Annotated in this window: 11 protein-coding genes; 10 read left to right on the top strand and 1 reads right to left on the bottom strand. The window is 65.2% G+C overall.

All coding sequences use genetic code 11. From position 1 onward, the window contains the following. Window positions 1-137 precede the first annotated feature (137 nt). From rpsT to FBZ93_RS13000, 10 genes are all read left to right on the top strand, one after another. Complete coding sequence (rpsT, locus tag FBZ93_RS13045; RefSeq protein WP_021077661.1) at window positions 138-404, top strand: 30S ribosomal protein S20; 267 nt, start codon at window positions 138-140, stop codon at window positions 402-404. A 1,238-nt stretch (window positions 405-1,642) separates the two neighbouring features. Then, complete coding sequence (gene dnaA / locus FBZ93_RS13040; RefSeq protein ID WP_050425006.1) at window positions 1,643-3,073, top strand: chromosomal replication initiator protein DnaA; 1,431 nt, start codon at window positions 1,643-1,645, stop codon at window positions 3,071-3,073. Window positions 3,074-3,339: 266 nt separating this feature from the next. Further along, window positions 3,340-4,458 carry a DNA polymerase III subunit beta gene (dnaN, locus tag FBZ93_RS13035; RefSeq protein WP_076863729.1) on the top strand — a complete coding sequence of 373 codons (1,119 nt, stop codon included), beginning with the start codon at window positions 3,340-3,342 and terminating at the stop codon, window positions 4,456-4,458. A gap of 78 nt (window positions 4,459-4,536) precedes the next feature. Next, a complete protein-coding gene (locus FBZ93_RS13030; protein ID WP_146986595.1) occupies window positions 4,537-4,902 on the top strand; it encodes an endonuclease domain-containing protein in 366 nt (121 codons plus the stop codon). A 73-nt stretch (window positions 4,903-4,975) separates the two neighbouring features. Continuing rightward, complete coding sequence (gene recF, locus FBZ93_RS13025) at window positions 4,976-6,112, top strand: DNA replication/repair protein RecF (RefSeq protein ID WP_146986352.1); 1,137 nt, start codon at window positions 4,976-4,978, stop codon at window positions 6,110-6,112. A gap of 229 nt (window positions 6,113-6,341) precedes the next feature. Then, window positions 6,342-8,777, top strand: coding sequence for a DNA topoisomerase (ATP-hydrolyzing) subunit B (gene gyrB / locus FBZ93_RS13020; protein WP_146986351.1), 2,436 nt, complete (start codon window positions 6,342-6,344; stop codon window positions 8,775-8,777). A gap of 333 nt (window positions 8,778-9,110) precedes the next feature. Beyond that, window positions 9,111-10,403, top strand: a complete 1,293-nt coding sequence (gene murA / locus FBZ93_RS13015) for a UDP-N-acetylglucosamine 1-carboxyvinyltransferase (RefSeq protein ID WP_146986350.1) — start codon at window positions 9,111-9,113, stop codon at window positions 10,401-10,403. A 57-nt stretch (window positions 10,404-10,460) separates the two neighbouring features. Continuing rightward, window positions 10,461-11,858, top strand: coding sequence for an MATE family efflux transporter (locus FBZ93_RS13010; RefSeq protein WP_146986349.1), 1,398 nt, complete (start codon window positions 10,461-10,463; stop codon window positions 11,856-11,858). After that, window positions 11,855-12,328, top strand: coding sequence for a DUF2867 domain-containing protein (locus tag FBZ93_RS13005; RefSeq protein WP_146986348.1), 474 nt, complete (start codon window positions 11,855-11,857; stop codon window positions 12,326-12,328). Before FBZ93_RS13010 ends, FBZ93_RS13005 begins: the two co-directional genes overlap by 4 nt. 3 nt (window positions 12,329-12,331) lie before the next feature. Further along, window positions 12,332-12,988, top strand: a complete 657-nt coding sequence (locus FBZ93_RS13000; protein ID WP_146986347.1) for a 2-hydroxychromene-2-carboxylate isomerase — start codon at window positions 12,332-12,334, stop codon at window positions 12,986-12,988. A gap of 7 nt (window positions 12,989-12,995) precedes the next feature. Here the strand turns inward: FBZ93_RS13000 and FBZ93_RS12995 are convergent, their stop codons facing one another. Next, window positions 12,996-14,135 (bottom strand): FUSC family protein, encoded by a 1,140-nt coding sequence (locus tag FBZ93_RS12995; protein ID WP_146986346.1) that lies wholly within the window; start codon window positions 14,133-14,135, stop codon window positions 12,996-12,998. Window positions 14,136-14,156: the final 21 nt, after the last annotated feature.

Here is a 14,156-nt window from a genome sequence, read left to right as displayed (position 1 = left end):
TTGCGCTCTTTGCATGGCCGCCTCAAGGACACCCAAGTCAATACCTTGGACAAATACATCAGAGTTGAGATTTGAACCGGCCGGTGCGCGCAAGCCCGACCACTGAGCGATCACCGCCGAAGGACAGTTAGAGAACCATGGCCAACACCACCTCCGCCAAGAAGGCGACCCGCAAGATTGCCCGCCGCACCATCGTCAACAAGTCGCGTCGTACCCAGATGCGCGGCGCGGTGCGCACCGTCGAGGAAGCGATCAAGAGCGGCGACCGCGAGGCGGCACTCAAGGCGATGCGCAAGGCCGAGCCCGAACTGATGAAGGCAGCGCAGCGCAACATCATTCACAAGAACCTCGCGAGCCGGAAGGTGTCGCGCCTCACGCAGAGCATCGCCAAGCTCGCGAAGTAACAAGCCGGCTGGCACGTCGGCCAATCGAGCTGACTGAAAACGCATTTGTCACGAAGCCCGGCTCACGCCGGGCTTTTTGTTTTTGTCTCGACTTTTGTCGTGGAAGTTTCATAGCGCGAGAACAGTTCGCATTGTCGCGCAACGAACTGTGTGTCATGTTTCGTCGCATCCGTAGTTCTACCGGCAAATATGCTTAACGCACCGCACTCGCGCAGAGATTGTTCTGCTCTAAGCTGGATAGATGGAATAGCGCGCGAGCATTTCGCGTTGAAAATTGCGCCGCGGGGTTACCCTGCAAAAGTAATCGAGAAAAATGACGTCTCGCGAATTACTTATGCACATAGCGCCGAACAGCGATTGGAAAAATGACCGGCGCGAGACCAAATGTAAATTTTCTATGAAAAATTTTTGGTATTGCACCGTCGTTTGTGACACGCGTGAATCTGTGCGCTGATTCAAAAACTTGCTTTCGCAACTCAGCATAGGCAACGCCGCAACAGTCGCGAAGAGTCTCGATCCCCGTCGATTCCACGGATTGTCAGAAAATGCGCTTGGTGTATTTATTTCTTGTTCGCGACGCCCACGGCTCTCCAGATCAGCGCGGTTTGAGACCCAAGGGCGGACGCACAAATCGGCGGCGGTGTGTGCGTTAGCGACGCTCTCCAAGCGAAGCTAGATTGACAACTCATAGCGATATGAGGACGGACGACCTGTGTCAAAATATCTCCGGCGATGTCCCCGGCAATTTGGGGGATCGAACAAGAGAGACCAGGACGTCAGTCGGAATCTGGCAGCGGGAACGCGGAGCAAGTGAACGGGTTGACGACGACACGGCGGCGGCGAAGCGCCGGGCATTTCGGTGTTCGGTAGCGGCAGTTCGAATTTAAGACACCAGCAAGCTGACAACTTGCCGCGATACGTCGCGGTGGGAGGGGGAGGACTTATGTCTTACGGTATCATCACTGCAGTCGAACCAACGACAGCCGAAGTGCAGATTTCCAGTGGTGCCGTAATCAACCCCTCGGACGCTGGCTCTTACCCGCTGAGCCCGTCGAGTACGCGCTGACCTCGCGGGACGCATCTTCTCCAAACAGCTGATCTGTCGCGTGGCGCGTGGCCGCCACACGGGAGAGCCATGTCCGGAGCAGACCGCGCCCGCTAGAGGTCGCGTCGTGGCAGCAAACCTGCGCGGCGCTTTCGCAATCATCATCTCTCAGTTTTGGAAAAGTACGAAGGCAATGACGAACACGGAACAGGATCGCTGGTCGCGGGTGAAGGGACGTTTGCGGACGAGTGTTGGCGAGGACGTTTACACGAGCTGGTTCGCACGGATGGATCTGGAGAGCGTGCACGATGAGAGCGTGCACCTGTCGGTTCCGACTCGGTTCCTCAAGAGCTGGATCCAGGCACATTACGCCGACCGCGTTCTGACCTGCTGGCAGGCCGAGATGCCCGAAGTGCATCGCATCGACCTCACCGTGCGCTCCGCGATCCGTGCGATGGCGCCGGTGAAGGAAGCGGTTGCGCCGGTCGAGATGCGCCGCGTCGAACGCACCGATGGCCGCCCCGCGCCCGAACTGCGCTCGGTTGCGACCGCGCCGGTGTCGGCCAGCCATGACGCGCTGGGCGGTTCGCCGCTCGATCCGCGCCTGACCTTTGCAAGCTTCGTCGTCGGCCGTTCCAACACGCTGGCCCATGCGGCTGCGCGCCAGGTCGCGGAGGGACGCCGCGGCGATCCCGTGATGTTCAACCCGCTCTACATCCATGCCGGCGTCGGCCTCGGCAAGACGCATCTGCTGCAGGCGGTGACCTGGGCCGGCAATTCCGGCGGCGAGCGCAAAGTGCTGTATCTGACCGCCGAGAAATTCATGTACGGCTTCGTCGCGGCGCTGAAGACGCAGACGGCACTGGCGTTCAAGGAAGCGCTGCGCGGCATCGACGTGCTGGTCATCGACGACCTGCAGTTCCTGCAGGGCAAGTCGACGCAGGCCGAGTTCTGCCACACGCTGAACGCGCTGATCGATGCCGGCCGCCAGGTCGTGATCGCGGCCGACCGTCCGCCGTCGGACCTCGAAAGCCTCGACGACCGCGTGCGCTCGCGGCTCGCCGGCGGCCTCGTGGTCGAAATGGGCTCGCTCGGCGAGGAACTGCGGCTTGGCATCCTCAAGTCGCGCGTCGCCGCGGCCCGCGCCCACCATGCGACGTTCGACGTGCCGGAGGAAGTGCTCGACTATCTGGCGCGCACCATCACCCATAATGGCCGCGACCTCGAAGGCGCGATCAATCGCCTCTTGGCGCACTCCAAGCTCAACAACCAGCCGGTGACGCTGGAGATGGCCGAGCGCGAGGTGCGCGACCTGATCCGCCCGCAGGAGCCGAAGCGGATCAAGATCGAGGACATCCAGCGCGTGGTCGCCCGGCAGTACAATGTCAGCCGCTCCGACCTGCTGTCGTCGCGACGTACCGCCAATGTGGTGCGCCCGCGTCAGGTTGCGATGTATCTGGCGAAGACGCTGACCCTGCGCTCGCTGCCGGAGATCGGCCGCAGGTTCGGCGGCCGCGACCACACCACGGTGCTGCACGCCGTGCGCAAGATTGAGGCACTGGTCGCCAAGGACACGGCGCTGTCGGAGGAAGTCGAATCGCTGAAGCGTCAGCTCCAGGAATAGGCTTCCGTAATAGACTTCCGTCGCAGGCCTCGCCCGTTCGGTCGCCCTCCCCTTTGTTGCAAGGGGGAGGGCGACTCATTTCGGGCCCAAAACGTGGGGAACAGATGCCGTCTCCCTTGCGCCAGCCCGCCATCCGCGCCACCTTGCGGTCCCCCCGTGGGTTTGATCAAATCCGGTATTGATCCGACTTTTCGGGTTTCCGACGCCGCGATGCTGCCTAAACGGCCGCCCGGCTTTTCCATCTGAGGGATCTGGCGGGTATTGCAATGAAGGTCACCGTCGAGCGCGCGCAACTCCTGAAATCGCTGGGTCACGTTCACCGCGTGGTCGAGCGCCGCAACACCATCCCGATCCTCGGCAACGTGTTGATCCGCGCCGAGGGCGCCAAATTGTCGCTGAAGGCGACCGACCTCGATCTCGAGGTGACGGAGACCCTGGCGGCCGAGACCGGAACCGCCGGCTCGACCACGGTGCCCGCGCACATGTTCTACGACATCGTCCGCAAGCTGCCCGACGGCTCGCAGATCGTGCTCGAGGCCGACGGCGACCGCTCGGTGCTCGCGGTGCGCGCCGGCCGCTCGCGCTTCACGTTGCAGACCCTGCCCGAGAGCGACTTCCCGGGCCTTGCCGCCGGCGACATGACGCATTCGTTCTCGCTGCCGGCGTCCGACATCAAGCGCCTGATCGACCGCACCCAGTTTGCGATCTCGACCGAAGAGACCCGCTATTACCTCAACGGCATCTATCTGCACGCCGCCGGCAGCGCCAAGGCCGCGACCCTGCGCGGGGTTGCGACCGACGGCCACCGCCTGGCCCAGATCGACCTCGCGCTGCCCAAGGGCGCGACCGGGATGCCCGGCGTGATCGTGCCGCGCAAGACCGTCGGCGAGGTGCAGCGGCTGATCGAGGGCGACGACGCCGAGATCTCGATCGAGCTGTCGGACGGCAAGATCCGCTTCACGCTCGGCAATGTGGTGCTGACCTCGAAGCTGATCGACGGCACCTTCCCGGACTACGGCCGCGTCATCCCGCAGAACAACGACAAGGAACTGGTCGTCGACAAGAAGGATTTCGAAGCCGCCGTCGACCGCGTCTCGACCATTTCCAGCGAGCGTGGCCGCGCGGTGAAGCTGGCTCTGTCCGCGGGCAAGCTGGTGCTCTCGGTCACCAATCCGGATTCCGGCAGCGCCACCGAGGAGATCGAGGTCGAGTACGCTTCCGACGCGCTCGATATCGGCTTCAACTCGCGCTATCTGCTCGACATCGCCGCCCAGATCGAGGGCGAGGTCGCGGTGCTGAAGCTCGCCGATCCCGGCTCGCCGACCCTGGTGCAGGACAAGGACAGCAAGGGCGCGCTCTACGTGCTGATGCCGATGCGGGTGTGACGATTTTCTCCGCGCACGCAACTGCACCCTCTCCCCTTGTGGGAGAGGGTGGCGCCGAAGGCGCCGGGTGAGGGGTTGGTGCCGCGCTCGCCAAACCATCGACCAACCGACGAACGCCTCCGCAACTTCGCAAAGAAGATGCGCCACGCGCCGACTGACGCGGAAGCGAAGATGTGGCGCCTGCTGCGCGATCGACGCCTGTCGCACTTGAAATTCCGAAGGCAGGTTCCATTTCGGAATTACATTCTCGACTTCGCATGCTTTGAGAAGTGCCTTGTCATTGAGATCGACGGAGGCCAGCACGCTTCGTCGCTACAAGACGCATCTAGGACCGATGCGCTCGCGGCGGAAGGCTTTCAGGTCTTGCGATACTGGAACAATGACGTATTGCGGACGCCCGGGGCTGTGCTCGAAGACATTGTCGCCAAGCTTGCCGAGCTGTGAGATACCCCTCACCCGTCGCCTCACTTCGTGAGGCGCCACCCTCTCCCACAGGGGGAGAGGGGAAGGAAGAGAGATGACCCCGTCCCGCATTCATCGCCTGTCGCTGACGCATTTCCGCAATTACCGCGCGGCGACGCTGCAGGTCGCGGGCGACATGGTGGTGCTGGTCGGGCCGAACGGCGCCGGCAAGACCAATTGCATGGAGGCGGTCTCGTTCCTGTCGCCGGGCCGCGGGCTGCGCCGCGCGACCTTGGAAGACATCGCCGACAACCAGGGCGACGGCTCCTGGGCCGTGTCGGCGGAGGTCGAGGGGGCGCTGGGCCTTGCGACACTCGGCACCGGCATTGATCCCCCGACCGGCGAGGCCAGCAACACGAGGCGCTGCCGCATCGACCGCGAACCGGTGGGTTCCGCGACCGCCTTCGGCGATCACCTGCGCATCGTGTGGCTGACGCCGGCGATGGACGGCCTGTTCATGGGCGCCGCGTCGGAACGGCGGCGCTTCTTCGACCGCCTGGTGCTGGCGATCGATTCCGAGCATTCCAGCCGCGTCTCGGCGCTGGAGCGCTCGCTGCGCTCGCGCAACCGGCTGCTCGAGGTGCGCAACTATGACGACCATTGGTGTGACGCGATCGAGCGCGAGACCGCGGAGCTTGCGGTCGCGGTCGCCGCATCGCGCGGCCAGACCGCCGCCAAGCTCGCCGTGATGCTGCGCGAGCGCGGCGCGGCCTCCGCCTTCCCGTCCGCCGAGATCATGCTCGACGGCTGGATGGAGAACGCGCTGTTGCAGGAGCCCGCAACGGCCGTCGAAGACCGCTACCGCCAGATCCTGCGCGCCAGCCGCCCGCGCGACGCCGCCGCCGGGCGCACACTCGATGGGCCGCATCTGACCGATCTGCAGGTGGTGTACGCGCCGAAGAACATGCCGGCGCGCGACGCCTCGACCGGCGAGCAGAAGGCGCTGTTGATCGGGCTGGTGCTGGCGCATGCCACGATGGTCGCGGAAATGACCGGCATCGTGCCGCTGCTGCTGCTCGACGAGGTCGTCGCCCATCTCGATCCCAACCGGCGCAAGGCGCTGTTCGACGAACTCGGCAGGCTCGGCGCGCAGGTCTGGATGACCGGCGCGGACCCTGCCGCGTTCGTCGATATCGGCCCGACGGGGGAGATTTTCGACGTCGAATCCGGCCGCGCCACACGGCGCGGCTGAGGGCGCGGAGCAGGCTCCGAAAGGGCATCGAATCTGCCTTCGAATCGGGCTTTTCAGAGCCTTCGGAATCGGCCTCCCGAGACCTTGAAAAAGGCCTAAAAAATCCTATCTATTCAACAGTTTGTAGAGAGAGACTTTGCGCTAGGCGCAACCCGTCTTTCGTGGCACAAATAGCGGAATCAGCGCCTCATATTGCGCAGCTGATTCGGGACATCCTCGAAGGCCTCACATGACTGAACCTGCGCGGCAGACCCCTGCCGAATCTGAGCATCCCATTCCGGCCGAATATGGCGCGGAATCGATCCGGGTGCTGAAGGGCCTCGACGCCGTCCGCAAGCGGCCCGGCATGTATATCGGCGATACCGATGACGGGTCCGGCCTGCATCACATGGTCTACGAGGTCGTCGACAACGCGATCGACGAGGCGCTGGCGGGCCATGCCAGCCGCGTGCTGGTCACCCTCAACGCCGACAATTCGGTCACCGTGTTCGACGACGGCCGCGGCATTCCGGTCGACATCCACAAGGGCGAAGGCGTCTCGGCGGCCGAGGTCATCATGACCCAGCTGCATGCCGGCGGAAAGTTCGACCAGAACTCCTACAAGGTCTCTGGCGGCCTGCACGGCGTCGGCGTCTCCGTCGTCAACGCGCTGTCCAGCAAGCTCGGCTTGCGGATCTGGCGCGACGACAAGGAGCACTACATCGAATTCGCGCACGGCGATGCCGTGGCGCCGCTCAAGGTGGTCGGCGATGCCCCGGGCAAACGCGGCACCGAGGTCACCTTCCACGCCTCGACCGAGACCTTCAAGAACGTCGAATATGATTTCGCGACGCTGGAGCACCGGCTGCGCGAGCTCGCCTTCCTCAATTCCGGCGTCCACATCGTGCTGTCAGACATGCGCCACGCGGTCGAGAAGCGCGAGGAGATGCACTATTCGGGCGGCGTCGAGGAATTCGTCAAATATCTCGACCGCAACAAGAAGGCGATCGTGCCGGCGCCGATCATGGTGCGTTCGGAAGCCAACGGCATCGGCGTCGAGGCCGCGCTGTGGTGGAACGACAGCTACCACGAGAACGTGCTGTGCTTCACCAACAACATCCCGCAGCGCGACGGCGGCACCCATCTGGCCGGCTTCCGCGGCGCGCTGACGCGCCAGGTCAACGGCTATGCCGAGGCCAATGCGAAGAAGGAAAAGATCGCGCTGACCGGCGACGATTGCCGCGAAGGCCTCACCGCGGTGCTGTCGGTGAAGGTGCCCGATCCGAAATTCTCGTCGCAGACCAAGGACAAGCTGGTGTCCTCGGAGGTTCGACCCGTGGTCGAGAACGTCCTGAACGAGGCGCTCGCCGCCTGGTTCGAGGAGAATCCGAAGGAAGCCAAGGAAATCGTCGGCAAGGTGATCCAGGCCGCCGCGGCCCGAGAGGCTGCGCGCAAGGCCCGCGAGCTGACGCGCAAGAATCCGCTCAGCGTCTCCTCGCTGCCCGGCAAGCTCGCCGACTGCCAGGAGAAGGATCCGGCCAAGTCCGAACTGTTCATCGTCGAGGGCGACTCGGCAGGCGGCAGCGCCAAGCAGGGCCGCAACCGCGAATTCCAGGCGGTGCTGCCGCTGCGCGGCAAGATCCTCAATGTCGAGCGCGTGCGTCCCGACAAGATGCTGTCGTCCGAACAGATCGGCACGCTGATCACCGCGCTTGGCACCGGCATCAGCGACGATTTCTCGGTCGACAAGCTGCGCTACCACAAGATCATCGTGATGACCGACGCCGACGTCGACGGCGCCCATATCCGCACGCTGCTCTTGACCTTCTTCTATCGTCAGATGCGCTCGATCATCGATGGCGGCTTCCTCTATATCGCCCAGCCGCCGCTCTATAAGGTCTCGCGCGGCAAGTCCGAGCAGTATCTGAAGGACGAGCGCGCGCTGGAGGATTACCTGATCTCGACCGGGCTCGACGAATGCGTCTTCAAGCCGGCCTCCGGCGACGACCGCTCGGGCCGCGATTTGCTGTCGCTGGTCGAGGACGCCCGGATCATCCGCTCCGTGCTGCGCAATCTGCACAGCCGTTACAATCGCGCGGTTATCGAGCAGGCCGCGATCGCGGGTGTGCTGAGCCCCAGGATCACCGGCGAGATCGCGACCGCCAACTCGGCGGCGGAATACATCGCCAAGCGGCTGGACGCCGTAGCCGAGGAGGTCGAGCGCGGCTGGGTCGGCACCTTCACGGAAGGCCACGGCTTCCAGTTCGAGCGCACCGTGCGCGGCGTCAAGGAAGTGGCTGTCATCGACGACGCGTTCCTCGGCTCGGCCGACGCACGCAAGCTCGATGAATACGCGACCAGGCTGCAAGAGATCTACGTGCGGGCGGGCAAGCTGCGGCGCAAGGATGCCGAGCAGATGATCCATGGTCCGGTCGACCTGTTCGAGGCCGTGACCGACGCCGCCCGCAAGGGCATCTCGCTGCAGCGCTACAAAGGTCTCGGCGAGATGAACCCGGAACAGCTGTGGGAGACCACGCTGGACACCGAGGCGCGCTCGCTGCTCCAGGTGAAGGTCAAGGAGGTCGACGAGGCCGACGATATCTTCACCAAGCTGATGGGCGACGTGGTCGAACCGCGCCGCGACTTCATCCAGGAAAACTCGCTCAGCGCCACCATCGACACCTAGGACGCTGCGGCGCGTTGCACCGCCGTCATTGCGAGGAGCGAAGCGACGAAGCAATCCATTTGTCAGCTTGCGGAGCCATGGATTGCTTTGCTTCGCTCGCAATGACGTGGATCATCCGGTGCGCGCCACCTCCGTCACCCTGGAGGCCTGCGACCGCCCCATCACGATGACGTATCCGTGACATCACGATCGGCACGGTCGCGGGGCTACCTTTCGGGTGGATGCTGCGCCGGGAGTTGTGTTACGGTGCCGGACGGCCATTGATTCCGTTGCGGAATTTGGCGTGGCCAAGTTTGAATCCAAGTCTGGATGATGCGTTAGGGGACATTCCGCGTGCCGCCGATCCAATACATCGTCGAGGGCGGCCGCCGCCTTTCGGGCACCATCGAGCCATCGGGCAACAAGAACTCCGCGCTGCCGATCATCGCAGCTGCCCTGCTCACCGAGCATCCGGTCACGCTGACCAACGTGCCGCGCATTCGCGACACCGAAACGCTGGTCGAGCTGTGCCGTTCGGTCGGCGCCAGCGCCGAATGGACCGAGCGCAACACGCTGCAGATCCACGCCAAGGAAATCCGCGCCGCCGATCTCGATCCGGCGCTGTGCGCGCGCATCCGCGCCTCGATCCTGCTGGCAGGTCCGCTGCTGGCCCGGTGCGGCGAGGTCGCACTGCCGCCGCCCGGCGGCGACGTGATCGGCCGCCGCCGGCTCGACACGCACTTCCTCGCCTTCGAGCAGCTCGGCGCCACGGTGACCGCGACGCACCGGCTGGAATTCCGCGCCTCGAAGCTGAAGGGCGCCGACGTGTTCCTCGACGAACCCAGCGTTACCGCGACGGAAAACGCGCTGGTCGCTGCCGTCGCCGCCCGCGGCACCACCTATCTGCGCAACGCGGCCTCCGAGCCGCATGTGCAGGACCTTGCGAATTTCCTGATCGCGCTCGGCGCCAAGATCGAGGGTGTCGGCACCAACACCATCATCGTGCACGGGCCGGCGACGCTCGGCAGCACGAGTTTCGCGATCCAGCCCGACCATATCGAGGTCGGATCGCTGATCGGCTTGGCCGCGGTGACGCGCTCCCCGCTGCGCATCGCGCGTGCCGGCGTCGAGCATCTGCGCTCGATCCGGATGGGCTTCGAGCGGCTCGGCATCGTCTGCGGCATCGAGGGCGACGACCTCGTCGTGCCGTCGAACCAGACCATGAAGATCCACGACGATTTCGGCGGTCACGTGCCGAAGCTCGAGGACCAGCCCTGGCCGGCCTTCCCGGCGGACCTGATGTCGATCGCGATCGTCACCGCGACGCAGTGCGACGGCGTCATCCTGATGCACGAGAAGATGTTCGAGTCGCGGATGTTCTTCGTCGACAATCTGATCGCGATGGGCGGCCGCATCGTGCTGTGCGACCCGCACCGCGCAATCGTCGCCGGGCCGAGCCGGCTGCGCGGCGCGCCGATGAATTCGCCCGACATCCGCGCCGGTATGGCGATGCTGCTGGCAGCGGTGTGCGCCAACGGCACCTCCACCATCAACAACGCCGACCAGATCGAGCGCGGTTATGAGCGGATCGACGAACGCCTCAATGCGCTCGGCGCCAAGATCAAGCGGATTCCCGCACGATCCTGATCCCCTGCGGCAGCTTGGCCATGCTTCCGGCCGGTTTGCCGTGCTAGACGTGGCGTCATGACCTGCATCGACAAGATCGACCCGGCCGCGTCGCGCGCGGCCGTCGTCCCCTCTCGCAAGCTGCTCACGGCCGAGCTCGCGGAAACGCTGAAGCTCGCGGTGCCGCTGGCGCTGACGCAGCTCGGGCAGATCGCGATGATGACGACCGATCTCGCCTTCATCGGCCGGCTCGGCAGCGAAAGCATCGCCGCGGCGGCGCTGGCGCATACCGTGTATTTCGTCAGCTTCACCATCGGCATGGGCATGATGTCCGCGGTCTCACCGCTGGCCGCGCGGGCGTTCGGCGCCCGCAATCCGCACGTGATGCGGCGCGCGCTCCGCGTCGGCCTGTGGGCCGGGTTCTTCATGGTGCTGCCGCTGATGGCGCTGCCGTTCCAGGGTGAGCGCATCCTGCTCGCGCTCGGACAGACCCAGGCGACCGCGCATCTGGCGCAGCAATATCTGTTCGGGCTCGCCTGGGGCATCCTGCCGGCGCTGTGGTTCATCGCGATCCGCGGCTTCATGAGCGCGGTGAACCGGCCGGAACCGGTGCTGTGGATCACGCTGGCGGCGATCCCGGCCAATGGACTGATGGTCTACCTGTTGCTCTACGGCAAATGGGGCATGCCCGAGCTCGGCATGTTCGGCGCCGGACTTGCGACCACGCTCGTCAACCTCGGCACCTTCCTCGCCGGCGTGTGGTTCGCGGCGCGGCGGCGCCCGTTCCGCAAGTACCACGTGTTCAGCCGCGTCTGGCGCATCGACTGGCCTTTGATGGGCAAGCTCGTCGCCGTCGGCGCGCCGATCTCGATCGCCTTCCTGCTGGAATACGGCCTGTTCGGCGCGGCCGGCCTCTTGATGGGGCTGATCAGCACCACGGCGCTCGCGGCGCACCAGATCGCGCTGCAGATCGCGGCAATCCTGTTCATGGTGCCGTTCGGTGTCAGCATGGCTGCCACCGTGCGGGTCGGCCAGGCGGTCGGCCGCCGGGACATCGACGCGGTGCAGCGCGCCGGCTTTGTCGCGGTCGCGCTCTCCGGCGTCTTTATGAGTGTGATGACGCTCGCGGTGATCCTGGCGCGCTTCGAGATCGCGGCGCTGTTCCTCGGCGAAGCCTCCGACGCCACCGCGCAGCTCACCGCGATGCTGCTGCTGATCGGCGCGACGTTCTTCATCGCCGACGGCGTGCAGACCACCAGCGCCGGCGCGTTGCGCGGCATGAACGACACCCAGGTGCCGCTGCTGTTCGCCGTCATCAGCTATTGGCTGATCGGCTTTGCGTCGGCCTCCGCGCTGGCCTTCTGGGCCGGGTTCAATGCCCCCGGCGTCTGGATCGGATTGTCGCTCGGCACTGCCGTTTATGCGACCCTTCTGATCTTGCGTTTCCGTCTGCTGGCACGCAGACTGGCTGGATGAGGGTCGACGAGGTCACGCCGAACGTGGATTCCGACGCGCTGCTAACCGGCGCGCAATTCATCGACGCGTTCCGGATCGCGACCACGCAACCGGATCTCGATGCGCGGCACGCCACCGAGACGATGTTGGGCCAGCAGCCGCGCTGGGCCAAATGGCTGATTGCCTTGCGAAACGTTTTGGTCACGCCGCTCGGCCTGAAGACCTCGGGCGCGGCCGACGGCGTGGGGCGCGACATGATCGGGCTATTCCCCGTGGTCAGCGAGACGCCCGAGCGGCTGGTCGCGGGCTTCAACGACAAGCATCTCGACTTCCGCCTGGTGGTCGACGTCACCAGCACCGGCGCCGCGCGCAACATCACCGCCACCACGCTGGTGCTGACCCACAACTGGCTCGGCCGCACCTATCTCGCGGTGATCATGCCGTTCCACCGGCTGATCGTGCCGGCGATGCTGCGCAAGGCCGGGGGCTAGCGCATGACCCTGCCGGTCGACCTGTTCATCTCGTTCCGCAGTCCCTACAGCTATCTCGCGCTGCCGAAGACGTTGAAGATGGTCGACGACTACGATGTCGCGGTGAATCTGCGGCCGGTCTATCCGCTCGCGGTGCGCGTGCCCGGCTTCTTCAAGAAGACCAACCCGCAGTTCGCCCGCTATGTCGTGCTCGACTCCAGCCGCGTCGCCAAGCACGAGAACATCCCGTTCCGCTTTCCGCGGCCGGACCCGATCGTGCAGGACATGACGACGCTCGACGTCGCCGAACACCAACCCTACATCCACCGCCTGACCCGGCTTGGCGCCGCAGCCCAGCTCGAGGGGCGGTCGCTTGCCTTCACCTCCGCGATCAGCCGCGTGCTGTGGGACGGCTCGGTGCAGGGCTGGAACGAGGGAGATCATCTTGCACGAGCGGCCGATGCCGCCGGCTTCGATCTCGCCGCGATGGATGAGGCCATCGCCACCGATCCCGACCGCTATGAGCAGGTCATCAAGGGCAATGAGGAGGCGCACGCCGCGTCCGGCCATTGGGGTGTGCCGACCTTCGTATTCGCCGGCGAACCGTTCTTCGGTCAGGATCGTATCGACCTCCTGATCTGGCGCATGGAAAGCAAGGGCCTGACGCGCCGCAGGGCCTAGCCAAAGATCAGGCCGCGGTCTTCTCCGGTGCATCGGCGACGACCTTCTCCGCAGCATCCTCGTCGGTGCACCAATTGCCATGGCAGCGCTTGAGGTCGTTGAGGTTCTGCCGCATCTGGTCGAGCGAGAAGCCAAGCGCGTAGAAACGTTCGGCGGCGTCGACCGGCAGGCCGCGGATCAGGCCATCCCTTCGAACCGCGGCGACCTCCTCGCTGTAAGCATGCAGCGCCGCATCGACCGGCGCCATGTCGGCCGGGCCGCTGCCGGCGCGCAAAGCGGTCGCGACCGACACCATGTAGGTGACGATCGCCTTGCTGACCTCGGCCAGTGGCCGCGCCAGCCGGGCCTGGATATCGGCCGGCAGCGGCACGACGCAGGCTCGTCCGATCATCACGACGTCATGCCGCAGCCGCTGGATGGTCCGCAGCAGAGGGCCGGTGTCCGGCCCCGATGACAGATGCATCGAGCGCTCGCGCTCGGCCTCGAGGCCGGTCGCGTGCAGATTGGTCACCGCGGTGCCGATGCCGTCCTGGATCCGGTGCAGCGCGTCGTTGTCGAGGCCGCGCGTCAAGCCGGCGAGCAATTCGGCGAATGCCGCCGAAAGCAGTTCCAGCAGCTTCGATGCATTGACCCTGATCTGGCTGACCGCGCGCGACGGCAGCACCAGGAACGAGATCACGAGGCCGGTGAGCGCGCCGACCGTGACCTCGAGGACGCGGTCGATCGCGGAATCCAGCGGGTTGGAATGATGCATCGTCGGCAGCAGCAGCACGATCACCGCCGTCACTGTCGCCGAGTTCAGGCTGGGATTGAGCGCGGCGATGAAGGCCAGCGGCACGATCGCCAGCACCAGCAGCGCCAGCAGGCTGCCCTCGCCGGAATGCGGGATCAGCACCGCGATCGCGCCGCCATAGATGGCGCCGCCGATGGTGCCGAGCATGTAGTCGCGGGTCGCTTTCAACGAGCGGCCGACGCTCATCTGCGTGACGATCAGCGAGGTCAGCACCGCCCAGAGCGGCAGCATGAGGTTGAGCGCCAGCGCGATGGTATAGGCCGCGACGCCCGCGGATGCGATCCGGACCGCCAGCGCCAGCTGCGTCTTGCGGCTCCAAAGCTTGTCGAACATGCGTTTTGCGAAGGTCCTCATGCACCCTGATCCGCAATCAAT

Source organism: Bradyrhizobium macuxiense (assembly GCF_007993935.1).
In the GTDB taxonomy this organism is placed as follows: Bacteria; Pseudomonadota; Alphaproteobacteria; order Rhizobiales; family Xanthobacteraceae; genus Bradyrhizobium; species Bradyrhizobium macuxiense_A.
This window is presented reverse-complemented; position numbering and strand designations above follow the sequence as displayed.